We start from the raw sequence: 17,356 nt of genomic DNA on the forward strand, positions 1-17,356 counted from the left end.
ACATTTGTCTGCCAGAAAACATTGCAGATCATGGAATGCAACCATAACGAACTCCGCGCGCTCGTCGAACGGGCGTGGGAAAACCGCGACCTGCTGCGCGACAACGCCATACAGCAGGCCGTGCGCCAGGTGATCGACCTCGTGGACAAGGGCGAACTCCGCACGGCGGAACCTCTCGATGCCGAAGCCGGGACCTGGCAGGTCAACGAATGGGTCAAGAAGGCCGTGCTGCTCTACTTCCCGATCCAGCCCATGCGCAAGATGGAGGCGGGCGAACTCGAATGGTTCGACAAGATGGAGCTCAAACACGGTTACGAGGAGCTGGGCGTGCGCGTCGTGCCGCACGCCGTGGCGCGCTACGGCGCCTACATCGCTCCGGGGGCGATCCTCATGCCCTCCTACGTCAACATCGGCGCCTATGTCGACACGGGAACGATGGTCGACACATGGGCCACGGTGGGCTCGTGCGCCCAGATCGGCAAACACGTCCACCTCTCGGGCGGCGTGGGCATCGGCGGCGTGCTGGAACCCGTGCAGGCCGCTCCGGTGATCATCGAGGACAACTGCTTCATCGGCTCGCGCTCGATCGTCGTCGAGGGGGCGCACGTCTGCCGCGAAGCCGTGCTCGGTTCGAACACCGTGATCACCGGCTCGACCCACATCATCGACGTCACCGGTCCCGAGCCCGTCACCTACAAGGGTTATGTTCCGCCCCGCTCGGTGGTCGTTCCGGGCAGCTACCGCAAGCAGTTCCCGGCCGGCGAATACAGCGTCTCGTGCGCCCTGATCATCGGCCGCCGCAAGGAGTCCACCGACAAGAAGACCTCGCTGAACGACGCCCTGCGCGACTTCGGCGTCTCGGTATAACCTCCGGGACACGGACCTTCGCACAACGGCGGGAGAAGGAGATCCCTGACGACAGCGATCCTTTCCCCCGCCCTGTTTTTCCCGAAAAATCCTGAAAAATGATCTACCACCTCGGTACCACCACCTCGACGAACGACGACGCCCGCGATGCGAAATACCGCCACGGCGACATCGTCTGGGCCGAACACCAGACGGCCGGACGCGGACAGCGCGGACACAAATGGTTGAGCCCCGAGGGCGAGAACCTCACCTTCACGATGGTCGTCGAGCCGCGGTTTCTGGCCGTTGCGGAGCAGTTCCTGCTCTGCGAGGCGATGTCGGTGGCCCTGACCGACACCTTCGCCCGCTACGGCATCGACACGCGCATCAAGTGGACGAACGACATCTACGCCGGCGACCGCAAACTCGAAGGCGTGCTGATCGAACACAACTATTCGGGACAGACGCTGTCGCGCTCGCTGCTCGGCATCGGCATCAACGTCAACCAGACGAAGTTCGACCCTTCGCTGCCGAACCCCGTCTCGATGGCGCAGCTCACCGGACGCCGCTACGACCGCCGCGAAGTGCTCGAAACCTTCGAGCGGTGCATGCTGACCCGTTACGCCCAACTCGAAACGGGCGACCGCGAAGCCCTGCAACGCGACTACCGCGACCGGATGTACGCCCTCGGCGAGATGCGGACGTTTCGCTACCCCGACGGCACGCCGACCCGCGGTGCCATCGAGGGGGTCCGGCCTTCGGGCGAGCTGATCCTCCGCCACGAGGACGGAAGCCTCCGGGAGTACCTCTTCAAGGAGATCGAATTCGTCCTTCCGCGCTGAAACGGCCACCGTCCAGCCTCTCTTTTCCTGCATCCGTACCCCGATCCCGGGTGCGGACGGGACGATTGCATGTCCGGCTCGATTTTGTGTTAAATTTATAACGGAAATCCTTGCTGTTACAGAAATAACAGTTATATTTGCATCGGAATAGCAACAACGATCCTAACAAAAACCGTAAAATACCATGAACGTACCTGCCAATCTGAAATACTCGAACGACCACGAGTGGTGCCGCGTCGAGGGCGACGTAGCCGTTATCGGCATTACCGACTTCGCACAGAGCCAACTGGGCGACATCGTCTTCGTCGATGTGCCGACCGTAGGCGAGACGCTTGCCGCCGGGGAGGTTTTCGGATCAATCGAAGCCGTGAAGACCGTGAGCGACGCCTTCCTGCCCGTGGGCGGCGAGGTGCTTGAATTCAACGGAGCGGTGGATGCCGATCCTTCGATCGTCAACAAGGACGCCTATGGCGAGGGATGGCTCGTGAAGGTAAGGATGAGCAATCCCGCCGAGTACGACGCGCTGTTGAGCCCGGCCGACTACGAGCAGCTGATCGGCTAACCGGGAGGGGCCGCAGGAGGGGCCGGAAGCAAGGACCGAGGGACCCGGAAACGCAGGCGGAAGGACCCGGAAGCGCAGGCGGAAGGACCCGGAAGCACGGACAGAAGGACGCGGAGCGCAGACAGGAAGGACCCGGAAGCACGGACGCGGAGATCCGCCGGCAAACGTCTCCCCGTAAATAAGCGAAGAAACGAACATACAACTTAATAACTCACAGTTATGTCAAAAGTTACCGTAGTAGGCGCAGGCGCCGTAGGTGCTACCTGCGCGAATGTGATGGCTTGCCGCGAAGTGGCGAGCGAGGTGGTTCTCGTCGACATCAAGGAGGGCCTCTCGGAAGGCAAAATGCTGGACATGTACCAGACCTCCACGCTGATGGACTTCGACACGAAACTCGTCGGTGCCACCAACGACTATAAGAAAACCGCCAATTCGGACGTCGTGGTCATCACGTCGGGCATTCCCCGCAAACCGGGCATGACGCGCGAAGAACTCATCGGCACGAACGCCAACATCATGAAGGGCGTCATCTCCAACGTCATCAAATACTCGCCGCGTGCCATCATCATCGTGGTTGCCAACCCGATGGATACACTGACCTACCTGGCGCTGAAAGCTTCGGGACTTCCGAAGAACCGTGTCATCGGCATGGGCGGCGCCCTCGACTCGTCGCGCTTCAAGTGCTACCTGGCAAAGGCCACCGGCGCGAACATCAACAACGTCGACGGCATGGTCATCGGCGGCCACGGCGATACGACGATGATCCCGCTGCTGTCGAAAGCCACCGTCAACGGTGTGCCCGTGGCACAGTTCGCTTCGAAGAAGAAGTTGCAGGAGGCCGTACAGAACACGATGGTCGGCGGCGCCACGCTGACCAAACTCATCGGCACGTCGGCCTGGTATGCACCGGGAGCCGCCGCTTCGATGATGGTCGAGGCCATTCTCCACGACCAGAAGAAGCTGATCCCCTGCTCGTGCTACCTCGAAGGCGAGTACGGCGAGTCGGACATCTGCATCGGCGTACCGGCGATCATCGGCCGCAAGGGCATCGAGAAGATCGTGAAGGTCGACCTCACGAAGGAGGAGGCCGAGAAGTTCGCCGCATCGGCTGCCGCCGTGCGCAAGACGAACAACGTCCTGCACGAGATCAACGCCCTGTAAGCGCCCGCCGATCCCGCATGAAGAGAGGGCCCCGACACAAAGTCGGGGCCCTCTTCGCACATCGGGCGGATCCGCAGCCGAGAAAGCCGCTCCCTGCGAGGGAGCGGCTTTCGGATTTTGCCGGCGAGCGGGGTCAGAAACTGACCTTCGCCCCCACGAACCAGCTGCGCGGCAGCGACGGCCCGTAGATGTATCCGGAATCGCGCTCGACACCGCGGTCGAAATCCTTCTGATAGGCGTTGAAGAGGTTCTGCACACCGCCGTAGAGTTGCAGCGTGATGTCGCGGTAGAGCCGCAGGTCATAGGCCACGCGCAGGTTCACGTCGCAGAACGCCGGCGTCGTGACCGCCACGTCCTGGGCCACGCCCGAACCTTTCATGTGCTGCACGAGCATCTCCCCCGTGCAGGTCCCGGTTACGTCGGCCGTCAGGCGGCGCAGGGGCTTGAACGTCGCCGTGAAGTAGCCATAGAGGTCCGGCGTGCGGAACATCCGCCGCACGGACGGCACCTCGGGGTCCTCGCTCCACTGCTCGGGCTCCGCATAGCGGCTCCGCTGCCAGGTCATCCCGGCCTGCAACTCGAACCAGCGGGTGAAGACCGCCCGTCCCTCGACATTCACCCCGGCAACCGTGGCTCCCGAACCGTTGTAACGCTCCTTGATCTTGCCGCCGTCGTCCGTATCCTCGATGTCGCGCAGGGCGAATACATCGTCGAGACGCGTGTAGAAGCCCTCGACGAGCAGGTTCGTCTGCACGCTTCCGAAGTTATGGTAGAGGTCGGCCGAGAGGCTCACGCTGTGCGACCGCTCCTCTTTCAGGTCGTCGGCCAGCCGGATCCGGACCCGTTCTCCGCCCACGATGGCGATGTGCAGGTCCTCGTCGAAGGCCTGCGGAGCCCGGTAGCCGGCGGCATAGCTCACCCGCAGGTTCACCGCCTCCGAGGGGTTGAAGCGCACGTTGACCCGCGGGCTGAAAATCACATGGTCGACCAGATTGTGCTTGTCCAGACGCCCGCCGAGCAGCAGCGACCACTTCCCGGTTTTCCACTCGTTCTGGAAATAGCCGCCCACGATGTGCACCTGCTGGCCGGTGTCGATGGCGTAACCGACCGAGCGGTCGTGGAGATCGTCGTAGCTGTACTCGGCGCCGAGCGTCAGTTCCGAGGGCATGAAGAGCAGCCGCTCGAAGGCGTGCACGTACTGCAAGCCCGACGCCACGACGAGATCCCGGGTCGTACCGTAGGCCCGCAGATCCTGCTTGCTGCCGTAATAGCTTTTGCGGGCCGTGTTCTGGAACGAGGCGTAGACGTTGAAACGGTCGCTGCGATCGGCCGACGAGAGGTCGAACGAAAGGCTGCCGCCGTCGATCGTGTGGTCGGTCTGTTCGGCCACGTTGGCCTCGTGGGGCGGGCGGTCCAGCAGGTTGCCGCCCCGGCGGTATTCGTTCAGGTGGTGGTATTGCGCCGTGATGCGCGAGTAGGCTCCCGTGCGGAAGTAGGAGCGCATGCCTACCGAACGGCTGTCGAGCACGGGCAGTTCGGTAAATCCGTCCCCGTTATGATCGTAGCCCGAACGGTGGCGGCTCTGGCCGAAGATCCCGAGCCCGGCCCGGCCGCTCTCGGAGACGATCGAGGCGTTGAGCATCGAGGTGTTGTCGTAGGAGTTGCTGCCGCCGAGCGACATCAGCGTATGCGCGAACTGCGCGGAGCTGCGCGTCGGCTCTTTGGTGATGACGTTGATCGTGCCGCCGATGGCCGACGAGCCGTAGAGCGCCGAGCCGCCGCCGCGCAGCACCTCGACCCGTTCGATCATGTTGGCCGGGATCTGTTCCAGTCCGTAGACCCCCGTGAGGGCCGAGAAGACCGGATGCGAATCGACCAGGATCTGCGAATAGTGGCCGTCGAGCCCGTTGATGCGGACCTGGGTGAAGCCGCAGTTCTGGCAGTCGTTCTCGACCCGCACGCCGGGCTGGAACGAGAGCCCCTGGGCCAGACACGAAGCTCCGGCCTTTTCGAACAGCCCGGCATCGAGGACACTCACCAGAGCCGGCGCCTCGCGCCGCAGCGTTGCCGAACGGCTCGCCGAGACCACCACCTCATCCATCGAGATGCCGCTCTGCTCGACCTCGAAGTTCAATTCGCGGGTCGCACCGCGCGTCAGCGTAACCGAAGCCTGCTGCACGGCATAGCCCAGGGCGCGGACCTCGACGGTCAGCGTCCCTTCGGGGAGGTTTTTCAGATAATAGTGTCCCGAAGCGTCGGTCGTCGTCCCGAGGGGAGTTCCGACCACCGAGACCGTGGCATAAGGGATGTGTTCATGGGTTGCGCGGTCGACGACGTGTCCGAAGAGGTTGGCGTCGGTACCCTTCCGCGGGACCTCGGCGCCCTGCACGCCGAAACCGGTCAGGCACAGCGCAAGCAGTGCCGACAGAAAGAATCGTTTCATGGAAAAATATGGGTTTATGGGTTTGATGCTTCCGATCCGGCGCACCGGACCGTCGCGGCATTCGCCGCAGAGCGGGCCCCGCACGTCTCATACGCGGACGGAACCCGGACCGGCGCTGACGCACCGGCAGGAGAATCAGGCATCAACCCCGGGGCGGAGCCCGCAGGGAACGGGTCGCCACACGCAGCGTGCATTTGCAACGGGTGGATTCGGGTTGCAGCACCCCCAGCATCGCGGCATAGAACCCGTGTGCGGGGAGCGGCTCCGACAGATAGGGGAAAAAGTAATAGTTGTCGACCGGACAGAACTCGACGACGCTCTCCCGGGCCCCGTTGTCGGGGAGCAGATCGCCGCAGTGCGCGGCGAAATGGGCGTGGTCTTCGAGGTAGATATGCACCTTCTGGCCGGCGTAGGCCGCCAGCAGGGCAACGAGCAGAAAGGCTGCTGCAAAACGTCGGATCCGGAGGTGTATCTTCATCGGGGACGAAGGTACGAAAAAAAAGGACCGCGACAAGCGATCCCTGCAAAAATACCTGGTTATAGGTAGGTCGTATGTTCCGGCATCCGCAGGGGATGCCGACGCCGCATCCCCGCAACGGGAGGGGTGTCAGATCGAGATGTCGAGGATTTCGAAGTGGATCGTTCCGGCCGGGACGTCCACATCCACCCGGTCGCCCTTCCTGTGACCGAGCAGGGCCTTTGCGATCGGGGTTCCGATGGCGAGTTTGCCCTCGCGCAGGTTCGCTTCGTGCTCAGCGACGATCGTATAGGTCATCTGCTTGTTATTGTTGTGGTTCAGCAGCGTCACCTTGCTCAAAATCTGGACCTTGCTCTTGTCGATCTTCGACTCGTCGATGATCCGCGCATTGGCGATCGTATCTTCGAGTTTGGCGATGCGCATTTCGAGCAGTCCCTGGGCTTCGCGCGCCGCATCATACTCGGCATTTTCCGAGAGGTCGCCCTTGTCGCGGGCCTCCGCGATTGCCGCTGAAATGGCGGGGCGCTCGACGGAGCGCATGTGGTCGAGTTCGTCTTTGAGCTTCTTGTAGCCCTCGGCGGTCAGATAAATAGTCTCTTTTGCCATAAATTCGATAATTTTCCGGAAACGCCGGCCGGCGCGGCGTTCCAAAAAACAAAAAACGTAAAAAATAAGAATCCTGGCCCGTAGAGGCCAGAACCCTGCATCGTTGCATAGGCAAAGGTAAAAAGGATAATCCACATTTCCAAATCTTTTTTTCGGGAGATGCCGGCAGCGGCATTTTCCGCGGCCGGAGCCCTGCGGACAGGGGCTGCGAAGCACGGCATGCGTCGGAGGAAAGAGCCGCCACGTGCGTATGCCTCCGCCCGGCGGGTGGCATGGAACTTGCGCAGCCATCCTCGACGAAGGATGAGCGGACAAGCGGCGCAGCAGCCGCCGCAGCCCCGGGAGAGGGGGTTTCGGCGGCACGTGCCGCCCCGCGCCATCCGGTCCTAAAACCATCGACCATGAAACGTTTCTTCCTGCTGCTTCTGGCGCTGGGCATCTCCGGCGCACTCTCCGCCCGGGTCCTCTCGTTCGGCGTGCGCGGAGGCGTGAACTTCACCGACTGTTCGTTCAAACCCCAGACCGTCGGCGACACCCGTTTTTCGCCGGGATCCGTGCGTGCGGGCTTCGACACGGGGTTCGTCCTGCGGCTCAACCTCGCCAGGCACCTGCACCTCCAATCGGAACTCGACTACACCTTCGCCAACTACGAGGTCCTCGCCGGCCGGGCCGCCGACAACCGGATCTCGATCCGCAACGAACGGCTCGAAATCCCCGTTCTGCTGGGGCTTCGCTTCGGAGCGTTCCGGCTTTTCGGCGGCGTCCGCTTCCGCGTCACCGACTCCTCGCGCAGCAACAACCAGCAGCTGCTGCGCGTGAAGTTCGACTCCGGGAAGAGCGACCTTGTGGGCGGCATCGGTTTCGACATCCGCAAGTTTTTCCTCGACTTCCGGGTTTCGGGCATCTCCTGGGACAAAACCCGCTACGGCTTCTCGTCCGGAGGCGCAACCCGGCGTGTGGAGGTCTCCCGGGACATCGTCTACGGAGCCTCGCTCGGGTTCTTCTTCTGATTCCTCCGCCTCTTCGGCACCCCGGGCGGACTCCGGGGAGCAGGTTTTCCCGCCCGCAACGGCTCTTCATCGGCCGCGGCGGGCAATATTTTTTTTTGCAAATCGTTAATTTATGCGTAACTTTGCGCGATAAAGCGCCGTAATGGATTCACAAATGAAGCAGACTCTCTCATACGCCCTTTGCGCCGCGGCGGCAGCAATCTTCCTCTGCGGATGCTCCGGCATGAACGCACTGCTGAAAAGCGGTCAACCCGAACTGATTTACAGCAAGGCGCTGGAATATTACGAAAAAGGGAAGTGGCAGCGCGCCATCACCCTCTTCGAAGGCGTGGAACACTACTACCAGGGCACCTCGCGCGAAGACACCGTCTCGTTCTACAAGGCGCGGAGCCGGTTCAAGAACCACGACTGGGAAACCGCCTCGACGGAACTCGACGACTTCCGCCGCAAATTCGGCCGCAGCGCCTTCATCGAGGATGCCGAAGGGATGTACGCCCTCTGCTTCTACTTCCTCTCGCCGGGCCCGACGCGCGACCAGACCATGACCGGGCACGCCCTGATCGCCATCAACGAGTTCATGTCCCGCTATCCGGAGAGCGATCAGGTCGAGAACTTCAAGAAAATCAACGCCGAGCTCACCGAACGGCTCCACGAGAAGTCCTATCTGAACGCCTACACCTATTATAAGATCGGGCGTTACAAGTCGGCGATCGTGGCGTTGAAGAACGCCCTGAAAGAGTATCCCGAGTCGAAACACCGGGAGGAGATCATGTACCTGATCGTCGACGCCAGCTACCGCTTTGCCAGCAACTCCATCGCCTCGAAGCAGACGGACCGTTATCTGGCAATGCTGGACTCCTACCTGTCGTTCAAGGAGGAGTACCCCGAATCGAAATACGTCAAGGATCTCGACCGCATGGCCAAGCACGCCCGCGACTACCTGGACCGCAACAACAAAGACAACAACATATAAGATGGAAATCAAGAAGAACATTCCCAACAACACCATCACGCGCAAGCTGGTGGATCTGGACAAGGAGACCGGCAACGTCTACGAGAGCATCAACATCATTGCCCGCCGTGCCAACCAGATCGCTACCGAGCTCAAAACGGAGCTCAACCGGAAACTCGCCGATTTCTCGTCGCCCACCGACACGATGGAGGAGACCTTCGAGAACCGCGAGCAGATCGAGATCTCGCGTTACTACGAGCGCCTTCCCAAACCGGCGATCATCGCCACCGAAGAGTTCCTCGACCACGAACTGGTCTACAAGGAGGGCAAGGAAGGCATCTTCAAGGAGATCTGACAAAGAGGAGGCAGCATGGCATCCGGAAGCGTTGCGGAGGCATCGCCGCTGGCGGGGCGCCGCATTCTGTTGGGTATCACGGGCAGCATCGCAGCCTACAAGGCCGCGGTGCTGTGCCGTCTGTTGAAGACGGCCGGCGCCGAGGTGCGCGTGGTGATGACGCCGCTGGCCAAGCAGTTCATCACGCCGCTGACGATGGCCACCCTCTCGAAAAACCCCATCCTCGTGGAGTTCTTCAACCCGGAAAACGGAGCCTGGAACTCCCACGTCTCGCTGGGCGAGTGGGCCGACTGCTACCTGATCGCCCCCGCCACGGCCAATACGCTGGCCAAGATGGCCACGGGCATAGCGGACAACCTGCTGCTGACGACCTACCTCTCGGCACGCTGCCCGGTGGTCGTGGCCCCGGCCATGGACCTCGACATGTATGCCCATGCGGCCACGCAGCAGAACCTGCGCACGCTGGCCGAACGCGGCGTGCGGATCGTCGAGCCGGCCGAAGGCGAACTGGCCAGCGGGCTGACCGGGAAGGGCCGGATGGCCGAACCCGATGCAATCACAGCCTTCGTCGGCGAACTTCTCACCGAAAAAAAAAAGACGCTCTGCGGTAAACGGCTGATCGTCACGGCCGGCGCCACGATCGAATCCATCGACCCCGTGCGGTTTATCTCGAACCACTCGTCGGGCAAGATGGGCTACGCCATTGCCGGCGAGCTGGCGGCGCGGGGCGCGGCGGTCACGCTCGTTTCGGGACGCACGGCGCTGGCGACCCCTCCGGGCGTCGAGCGCGTGGACGTTCTCTCGGCCGACGAGATGTACGACGCCGCGGTCCGGGCCTTCGACGAGGCGGACGGCGCGGTGATGTGCGCCGCCGTGGCGGACTATACCCCGGCCGAAGTCTCGGCGACGAAAATCAAAAAGGGCGACGGCGAGCTCTTCATCCGCCTGCGCCGCACGCGCGACATCGCCGCCGAACTCGGAGCCCGCAAGGGAGGCCGTCTGCTGGTGGGCTTCGCGCTGGAAACCCACGACGAGGAGGCGCATGCCGAATCGAAACTCGAACGCAAGAAGTTCGATTTCATCGTGCTGAACTCGCTGCGGGACGCCGGAGCGGGCTTCCGGGGCGACACGAACAAGGTGACGTTCATCGACCGTGCGGGGCACGAGGAGCTTCCGCTGCTGTCGAAACGGGAGGTCGCCGCACGGATCGCCGACCGGATCGAACGCTTCTTCCGGCAATAACGAGGAGGGGGGGCATCCACCTCTGAAAACAAGACAAGGAATCCTTAAATCCGAATAGCTATGCTGCGTCGCCTGTCGGTCGAAAACTACGCGCTGATCGAGAAGCTCGAAATGGAACTGGACCCGCACCTGAACATCATCACGGGTGAGACGGGCGCCGGAAAGTCGATCCTGCTCGGAGCCCTCGGGCTGCTGTTAGGGGCCAAGAACGACGGTTCGGCGATGAAGGACGCCGCGCGCAACTGCACGGTGGAGGGGACCTTCGACCTTACGGGGAGCGGGCTGGAAGCGTTCTTCGCGGAGAACGACCTCGACTACGCCGCGGAGACCACCCTGACGCGCGTCATCACCCCGGCGGGCAAGAGCCGGGCCTTCGTGAACGACGTCCCGGTGCAGCTGGCGCAGCTGCGCGAACTCGGTACGCGCCTGCTGGACATCCATTCACAACACCAGAACCTGATCCTCTCGTCGGAGGAGTTCCGCACGGCGGCGTTGGACACCGTAGCGGGCAACAAGGAGCTGTTGGCGCAGTACGCGGCACAATATGCGCGGATGAGCGAGCTGCGCCGCGGGCTGGCGTCGCTCCGCGAGGCGGCCGAGCGGGGACGCCGCGACGAGGAGTGGCTGCGGTTCCAGTGCGACGAACTGACGGCCGCGACGCTGCGCGAGGGGGAGCAGGCGGAGTTGGAAGAGGAGCTGGCGGTGCTGGAAAACGCCGACCGCATCGGCGAGGCGCTGACCGGGCTGCGCAATGCCCTCGACAACGACGAAACAGGGGTGCTCACCCAGCTGAAAAATGCCGAAAACGCCCTCGGACACCTGCGCGGGCACTACCCCACGGCCGGAGATTTCGCCGACCGCCTGCACGCCGTACTGGAAGAGTTGAAGGACATCGACGCCTCGGCGGCGGCGGCGAGCGAACGGGTGGATGCCGACCCGGAACGGCTGGCCAAACGCTCGGCGCGGCTCGATGCGCTGATCGCCCTGCAACAGAAATACCGCGTCGCGGACGAAGCGGAGCTGATCGCCCTGCGGGACCGGAGTGCGGCCCAGTTGGCGGCGATCGTCCACAGCGGCGAGGAGATCGCCGCGGCGGAGCAGGCCTTGCAGGAGGCTGCCGACAAGGCCGAAGCGCTGGCCGAGCGGCTGCACAAGGCGCGCGAAAAGGCCGCCGCAGGCTTCGCAAAGGAGATTCTGACGACGCTGGCCCGACTGGGCATGCCCGACACGGTCTTCCAAATTGCGCTGACGCCCCGTCCGGAACTCGACCGCACGGGCCGCGACCAGGTGCAATACCTCTTCACGGCCAATGCGCGCATGACGCCACAACCCATCGAGCGGGTCGCCTCGGGCGGTGAGCTCTCGCGCGTGATGCTCGCCATGAAGGCGCTGCTGGCCAAGCGGATGCAGCTGCCGACGATCCTCTTCGACGAGATCGACACGGGGGTTTCGGGACGCATTGCCGATGCCATGGGCGAGATCATCGAGTCGCTCTCGGCATCGATGCAGGTGGTGGACATCACGCACCTGCCGCAGGTCGCCTCGAAAGGCTCGGCTCACTTCGTGGTCTACAAACGCAACGGCCGTACGGAGATCACCCGTTTGAGCGACGACGACCGCATTGCCGAGATTGCCAAGATGCTCTCCGGCTCGCAGGTCACGCAGGCCGCCGTGGCCCAGGCCCGGATCCTGTTGGGTCGATAAGCCAGGGGCGGGCAGAGCGAGGGTAAAGGAAAAAGGGAGAAGGGAGAAGGAAGAAGGAAGAAGGGATCATAAAAACACAAGCTCCGGGCCCATTGGCTCCGGGGCTTTTTTCAACCGGGAGAGAACAGTCCCGACATGGACGGCGCGGTCCCTCGACCGTTCCCGATAAACACGAAAACCATGCACAATACGCACGAAATTCTTGCTCTGGCCGAGACCAACCAACGCCGCGCCCGCGCAATCCTCGACGACCTGGGGCTGCGCGAAGCGTGGCAGGAGGTCGGCGCGCGGGCCGAAGTGGTGGGATCGCTCCGCACGGGATTGCTGATGAAGCATCTGGACATCGACCTGCACATCTACTCCCCCGCCCCGCTGCGGGTGGAGGATAGTTTTGCCGCGATGGCCCGCATCGCCGCGAAACCGGGAATCCGCGGCGTGGAGTACGCCAACCTGCTCGACGAGGAGGACTGCTGTCTCGAATGGCACGCCCGGTACGAAGACCGCGACGGGCGGATCTGGCAGATCGACCTGATCCACATGGCGGAGGGATCACCGTGGGCGGGCTACTTCGAACGGGTCGCCGACCGCATCGCGGCGGTGCTGACGCCGGAGACTCGCAGGGCGATCCTGCGGCTGAAATACGAGACGCCCGACGGGGAGAAGATCCCCGGCATCGCCTACTACCGAGCCGTTCTGGCGGACGGAGTGCGCAGCCATGCGGAGTTCACGGTCTGGCTGCGGGAACACCCCGTCGAGGGAATCGTCGAATGGATGCCGTAAACGAAGAGGAGCCACCAGGAACCTACCGACCATGAACTGTTTCACGACACGAATCCTTGCAGGCGCGCTGCTCCTCGGCAACGCCCTGCTGTACGGATGCGGCAACCGCCCGCACACCACGCAATTCAACCTCGATTTCGAATATACCGACTACCGGGATCAGCCGGCCCAATGGAGCCTGCCCGACTCCTCCTACTACGGCTACGCCGCCGCAAGTGACCGCAACTGCCGGAAACACGGCGGTTCCAGCCTGCGTCTGGAACAGATCGACACGACCAAATACGCATGGGCCCGCTTCACGCAGGAGCTGCCCGACTCGCTGGCAGCCGGCCGCGAAGTCGAATTGAGCGGCTGGATCCGTACGGAGAACGTCACGGCGGGATTTGCCGATCTGCTTCTCATCCTCCCCGGGGAGGGAGACAACGGCCGCCTCACGGCCGACACCCCGGAGCGCGGGGTGCGCGGTACGACGGAGTGGCGCCGCATCTCGATCCGCCGACAGGTTCCCGACACGGCAGCCGTCATCCGGATCGGCGGCATGCTGAAAGGCGGAGGCCGAGCCTGGTTCGACCGCCTCGAAGTCCGAATCGACGGCCGGGAACTCGGCGATCCGTACATCCCTGCCCCCAAAAGCAGACTCACGCGACGGGAAAAAGCGGAGTTGCGGCGATACATCCAACCGCTGACGGGATGTGACCCGACCGCGGCGGATTCCGCTGAACTGCGGCTGCTCGACCCGCTGGTCGGGGCATGCAAGGTGGTCGCGCTGGGTGAGAACTCCCACGGAGCCAGCGAGATCTTCCGCATGAAGGAGCGCCTGATCCGTTATCTGGCCACCCGACAGGGCTTTGACCTGGTAGCCTTCGAAGCCGAAATGGGCGAGGGGGTCTCTCTGGACAACTACATCCGTCGTGGCAGCGGGACGGCAATGGCCGGGATCTTCGGACTGGGCATGTGGATCTGGGATACGCACGAAGTGCTGTCGCTCGTCGAATGGATGCGGCAGCGGAATGCCGACGGTCATCCGATCCGCTTCTGGGGTGTCGACATACAGTCGACCGACGGGGCCGAAGCACTGCTCCGCACGGCGTTGGGCAAGGATGCCACAGCCGCACAATGGCTGGACAAGATCGGCCCGATGCTGGACAAGGTATTGACCTACAACAAAGAGAACCGCACACAAATCGACCCGCAGCTGGCCCGCGAGATCGGGCAGGGGCTCGACGCGATCGAGTCCCGGATCGACCCGACGGTTCCCGACACGCACGACCGGGCCATGCTGCGGCAGTGGATCACCATCATCCGGCAGTTCCTGGGTATGGATGAGGGAATCTACTGGCGGGATCATTGCATGGCGGAGAACCTGCTGTGGCTCCGCGGACAGTATCCCGACTCGCGGATCGTACTCTGGGGCCACAACGGCCATGTCTCCAGGGCCGAGCATCGAATGGGACGCCGCCTCGGGGAGGAACTCGGGGCCGATTACCTCAACATCGGGTTCACCTTCCACGCCGGGCGCTGCTCGATCATCGCACCCGGCTCAAAGGAGTTGCAGCATGACGTACGGACAGCCCCGCCCGGAACGCTCGAATACCTGCTCCACCAACTCGACGAACCGTTCTTCCTGCTCGACCTGCGACGGATGCGCGAGGAGCAGTCTCCGGCCCTTGAATGGATCAACGGGATGAAGTTCCGCCACATCGGTGCGTTGAGATGGGAGGATGAGTTTTGGGACGAGGGCATTGCCGACCAGTTCGACTACCTGATCTACATCGACCGGGTCACCCCTTCGCACCTGCTGTTCTGACAGGGAAATCCTGTCCCTCCGGTCCGTCCCTGCCGGCACAAAAAAACCGGGACACCCGTTGGTGGGTGTCCCGGTTTTCATCCAGGCTGTCGTCGGACAGCGGCCGATCATTACATCATGCCACCCATTCCGCCGGCCGGCATCGCAGGTGCAGGCTGCTCCGATTTCTTCTCGGCCAGCACACACTCCGTCGTCAGGAACATCGAGGCGATCGAAGCGGCGTTCTCCAAAGCCACACGCGACACCTTCGTCGGGTCGATGATACCGGCTTTGAGCAGATCCTCGTACTTGTCGTCGCGGGCGTTGTACCCGAAGGCACCCTCACCCTCGCGCACCTTGTTGACAACCACCGAGCCTTCGCCACCGGCGTTGGCCACAATCTGGCGCAGCGGCTCCTCGATGGCACGCTTGACGATCTGAATACCCGTCGTCTGGTCCTCGTTTTCGCCCTTCATGCCTTCCAGAGCGGCCGTAGCACGGATGTAGGCCACACCGCCGCCCGGGACGATCCCCTCCTCGACGGCGGCACGCGTAGCGGCCAGCGCATCGTCGACGCGGTCCTTCTTCTCCTTCATCTCGACCTCGGTAGCGGCTCCGACGTAGAGCACGGCCACACCGCCGGCCAGCTTGGCCAGACGCTCCTGCAACTTCTCCTTGTCGTAGTCCGAGGTTGCCTTCTCGATCGAAGCGCGGATCTGGGCCACACGCGCGGCGATGGCCTCTTTCTTGCCGGCACCGTCGACGATCGTCGTATTCTCCTTGTTGAGCGTCACCTTGTCGGCCGTACCCAGCATGTCGAGCGTAGCGTCCTCGATCTTCATGCCCTTGTCGGTCGAGATGACCGTGGCACCCGTCAGTACGGCGATGTCTTCGAGCATCTCCTTGCGGCGGTCGCCGAATCCCGGGGCCTTGCAGGCGGCGATTTTCAGCGTGCCGCGCAGCTTGTTGACCACCAGGGCCGACAGCGCCTCGCCGTCGACATCCTCGGCAATGATCAGCAGCGCACGTCCGCTCTGTGCCACGGGCTCCAAAACGCCCATCAGCTCCTTCATCGTCGAGATCTTCTTGTCGGTGATCAGCAGATAGGGTTTTTCCAGCTGGGCCTCCATCTTCTCCGTGTCGGTGATGAAGTAGGCCGAGATGTAACCGCGGTCGAACTGCATACCCTCGACCACCTCGACATGGGTCTCGGTGCCCTTGGCCTCCTCGACGGTGATGACACCCTCCTTGTTGACCTTGGCCATCGCCTCGGCGATCAGCTTACCGATGTTCTGGTCGTTGTTGGCCGAGATGGTGGCCACCTGTTCGATCTTGGCGAAGTCCGAGCCGACCTCCTGGCTCTGCTTGCGCAGCGACTCGACGACCGTAGCCACGGCCTTGTCGATACCGCGTTTGAGATCCATGGGGTTGGCACCGGCGGTGACGTTCTTCAAACCCACGCCGATGATCGACTGGGCCAGCACCGTAGCGGTCGTCGTACCGTCACCGGCGTCGTCGTTGGTCTTCGAGGCGACCTCCTTGACCATCTGTGCGCCCATGTTGGCGAAAGCGTCTTCCAGTTCGACCTCCTTGGCGACGGTCACACCGTCCTTGGTGACCTGCGGAGCACCGAATTTCTTGTCGATGATGACATTGCGGCCTTTGGGGCCGAGCGTTACCTTGACGGCATTCGACAGCGCATCGACACCCTCTTTGAGCAGTTCGCGCGCCTCAACGTTATATTTGATTTCCTTTGCCATGGTGTTTCGAATTGAATTAGATGATTGCCAGAATATCGTTCTGTTTCATGATGAGGTAGTCGACGCCGTCGATCTGGATCTCCTGCCCGGCATACTTGCCGTAGAGGACCTGATCACCGACCTTGACCTCCATTTTGACTTCCGAGGTACCGGGGCCTACGGCCACGACCTTTCCAGCCAGCGGTTTTTCCTTTGCCGTGTCGGGGATGATCAATCCACCGGCGGTCTTCTCCTCCGCAGGATTCGGGAGAATCAGCACACGGTCCGATAATGGTTTTACGTTCATGATAGCGTGTTTTTAATTGTTTATATTTTTTGCATTGTGATCGTTTCAACAAGCACCCGTTTATCCAACAATAGCTGTGCCAAGCGGTTTTTGGCAGATTCGGGGTGACAAACGTGCAGTACGGGCTGTCATTTTGTCACCCGGGGATAATTCGGAGCGATTTTTCGGTCGATTTTTTTGGACGTCCGGAAAAAACGTATTACATTTGCATCCCGATACGGCAGGAGTCGTGTCACATGGTGGATGTAGCTCAGTTGGTTAGAGCGTCGGATTGTGGTTCCGAAGGTCGAGGGTTCGAGCCCCTTCTTCCACCCCAGGGCGCAGGAAAAGGAAGTGCTAAAACGAGTAAAATGCCTTATGTATCAGTGATATGTAAGGCTTTTTCATTTTTGTACGGTTCTTGAAAATGCATTTTCAGGCAACGAGTCCGAGACCAAATCGTGACCTGTTTTGCTCCGGACCGAAAACAGGTCACGATTTACGCACAATACACTGTTTTACACCGACTTGCGTCGCAATATCGCCCATGCTGCAAACGTTTGT

Annotated in this window: 16 protein-coding genes and 1 tRNA gene; 12 read left to right on the forward strand and 5 right to left on the reverse strand. The window is 62.2% G+C overall.

Annotation, left to right across the window (positions count from 1 at the left end; genetic code table 11):
• Window positions 1–30: 30 nt before the first annotated feature.
• From B5G16_RS07345 to mdh, 4 genes are all read left to right on the forward strand, one after another.
• Entirely contained in the window at window positions 31–867 is an 837-nt protein-coding gene (locus B5G16_RS07345) for a 2,3,4,5-tetrahydropyridine-2,6-dicarboxylate N-succinyltransferase (RefSeq protein ID WP_087262809.1), read from the forward strand.
• Between the two features lie 98 nt (window positions 868–965).
• Window positions 966–1,688 carry a biotin--[acetyl-CoA-carboxylase] ligase gene (locus B5G16_RS07350; protein WP_087262753.1) on the forward strand — a complete coding sequence of 241 codons (723 nt, stop codon included), beginning with the start codon at window positions 966–968 and terminating at the stop codon, window positions 1,686–1,688.
• Between the two features lie 184 nt (window positions 1,689–1,872).
• Window positions 1,873–2,250, forward strand: a complete 378-nt coding sequence (gene gcvH / locus B5G16_RS07355; protein ID WP_087262755.1) for a glycine cleavage system protein GcvH — start codon at window positions 1,873–1,875, stop codon at window positions 2,248–2,250.
• A 219-nt stretch (window positions 2,251–2,469) separates the two neighbouring features.
• Window positions 2,470–3,411, forward strand: coding sequence for a malate dehydrogenase (gene mdh / locus B5G16_RS07360; protein WP_087262757.1), 942 nt, complete (start codon window positions 2,470–2,472; stop codon window positions 3,409–3,411).
• Between the two features lie 133 nt (window positions 3,412–3,544).
• On the opposite strand, the gene B5G16_RS07365 is transcribed toward mdh, so the two are convergent.
• The 3 genes from B5G16_RS07365 to greA form a co-directional block, all read right to left on the reverse strand.
• Window positions 3,545–5,854 carry a TonB-dependent receptor gene (locus B5G16_RS07365; RefSeq protein ID WP_087262759.1) on the reverse strand — a complete coding sequence of 770 codons (2,310 nt, stop codon included), beginning with the start codon at window positions 5,852–5,854 and terminating at the stop codon, window positions 3,545–3,547.
• Window positions 5,855–5,996: 142 nt separating this feature from the next.
• Window positions 5,997–6,332 (reverse strand): hypothetical protein, encoded by a 336-nt coding sequence (locus tag B5G16_RS07370; protein ID WP_204228062.1) that lies wholly within the window; start codon window positions 6,330–6,332, stop codon window positions 5,997–5,999.
• A 129-nt stretch (window positions 6,333–6,461) separates the two neighbouring features.
• Window positions 6,462–6,938 (reverse strand): transcription elongation factor GreA, encoded by a 477-nt coding sequence (gene greA / locus B5G16_RS07375; protein ID WP_087262762.1) that lies wholly within the window; start codon window positions 6,936–6,938, stop codon window positions 6,462–6,464.
• Between the two features lie 401 nt (window positions 6,939–7,339).
• Here greA and B5G16_RS07380 point away from each other — a divergent pair, with 401 nt between their 5' ends.
• The 7 genes from B5G16_RS07380 (at window position 7,340) to B5G16_RS07410 (ending at window position 14,788) form a co-directional block, all read left to right on the forward strand.
• Window positions 7,340–7,948 (forward strand): porin family protein, encoded by a 609-nt coding sequence (locus B5G16_RS07380; RefSeq protein WP_087262764.1) that lies wholly within the window; start codon window positions 7,340–7,342, stop codon window positions 7,946–7,948.
• A gap of 154 nt (window positions 7,949–8,102) precedes the next feature.
• Window positions 8,103–8,921 (forward strand): outer membrane protein assembly factor BamD, encoded by an 819-nt coding sequence (locus B5G16_RS07385; protein ID WP_087262766.1) that lies wholly within the window; start codon window positions 8,103–8,105, stop codon window positions 8,919–8,921.
• Window position 8,922: 1 nt separating this feature from the next.
• Window positions 8,923–9,255 carry a DNA-directed RNA polymerase subunit omega gene (locus tag B5G16_RS07390; RefSeq protein ID WP_087262768.1) on the forward strand — a complete coding sequence of 111 codons (333 nt, stop codon included), beginning with the start codon at window positions 8,923–8,925 and terminating at the stop codon, window positions 9,253–9,255.
• A gap of 15 nt (window positions 9,256–9,270) precedes the next feature.
• Window positions 9,271–10,497: a bifunctional phosphopantothenoylcysteine decarboxylase/phosphopantothenate--cysteine ligase CoaBC gene (coaBC, locus tag B5G16_RS07395; RefSeq protein WP_087262770.1), complete on the forward strand. Its 1,227-nt coding sequence runs from the start codon at window positions 9,271–9,273 to the stop codon at window positions 10,495–10,497.
• Window positions 10,498–10,557: 60 nt separating this feature from the next.
• Window positions 10,558–12,201 (forward strand): DNA repair protein RecN, encoded by a 1,644-nt coding sequence (locus tag B5G16_RS07400; protein ID WP_087262773.1) that lies wholly within the window; start codon window positions 10,558–10,560, stop codon window positions 12,199–12,201.
• 180 nt (window positions 12,202–12,381) lie between these two features.
• Complete coding sequence (locus B5G16_RS07405) at window positions 12,382–12,981, forward strand: nucleotidyltransferase domain-containing protein (RefSeq protein ID WP_087262775.1); 600 nt, start codon at window positions 12,382–12,384, stop codon at window positions 12,979–12,981.
• Window positions 12,982–13,012: 31 nt separating this feature from the next.
• Complete coding sequence (locus B5G16_RS07410; RefSeq protein WP_162612040.1) at window positions 13,013–14,788, forward strand: erythromycin esterase family protein; 1,776 nt, start codon at window positions 13,013–13,015, stop codon at window positions 14,786–14,788.
• A gap of 110 nt (window positions 14,789–14,898) precedes the next feature.
• On the opposite strand, the gene groL is transcribed toward B5G16_RS07410, so the two are convergent.
• Complete coding sequence (gene groL, locus B5G16_RS07415; protein WP_087262779.1) at window positions 14,899–16,527, reverse strand: chaperonin GroEL; 1,629 nt, start codon at window positions 16,525–16,527, stop codon at window positions 14,899–14,901.
• A 16-nt stretch (window positions 16,528–16,543) separates the two neighbouring features.
• On the reverse strand, window positions 16,544–16,813 hold the full coding sequence (locus tag B5G16_RS07420; protein WP_087262782.1) for a co-chaperone GroES: 270 nt from the start codon (window positions 16,811–16,813) through the stop codon (window positions 16,544–16,546).
• A gap of 239 nt (window positions 16,814–17,052) precedes the next feature.
• Here B5G16_RS07420 and B5G16_RS07425 point away from each other — a divergent pair.
• Window positions 17,053–17,129: transfer RNA gene (locus tag B5G16_RS07425), tRNA-His, on the forward strand.
• Window positions 17,130–17,356: the final 227 nt, after the last annotated feature.

The organism is Alistipes sp. An66 (genome assembly GCF_002161445.1).
Taxonomy (GTDB): Bacteria; Bacteroidota; Bacteroidia; order Bacteroidales; family Rikenellaceae; genus Alistipes; species Alistipes cottocaccae.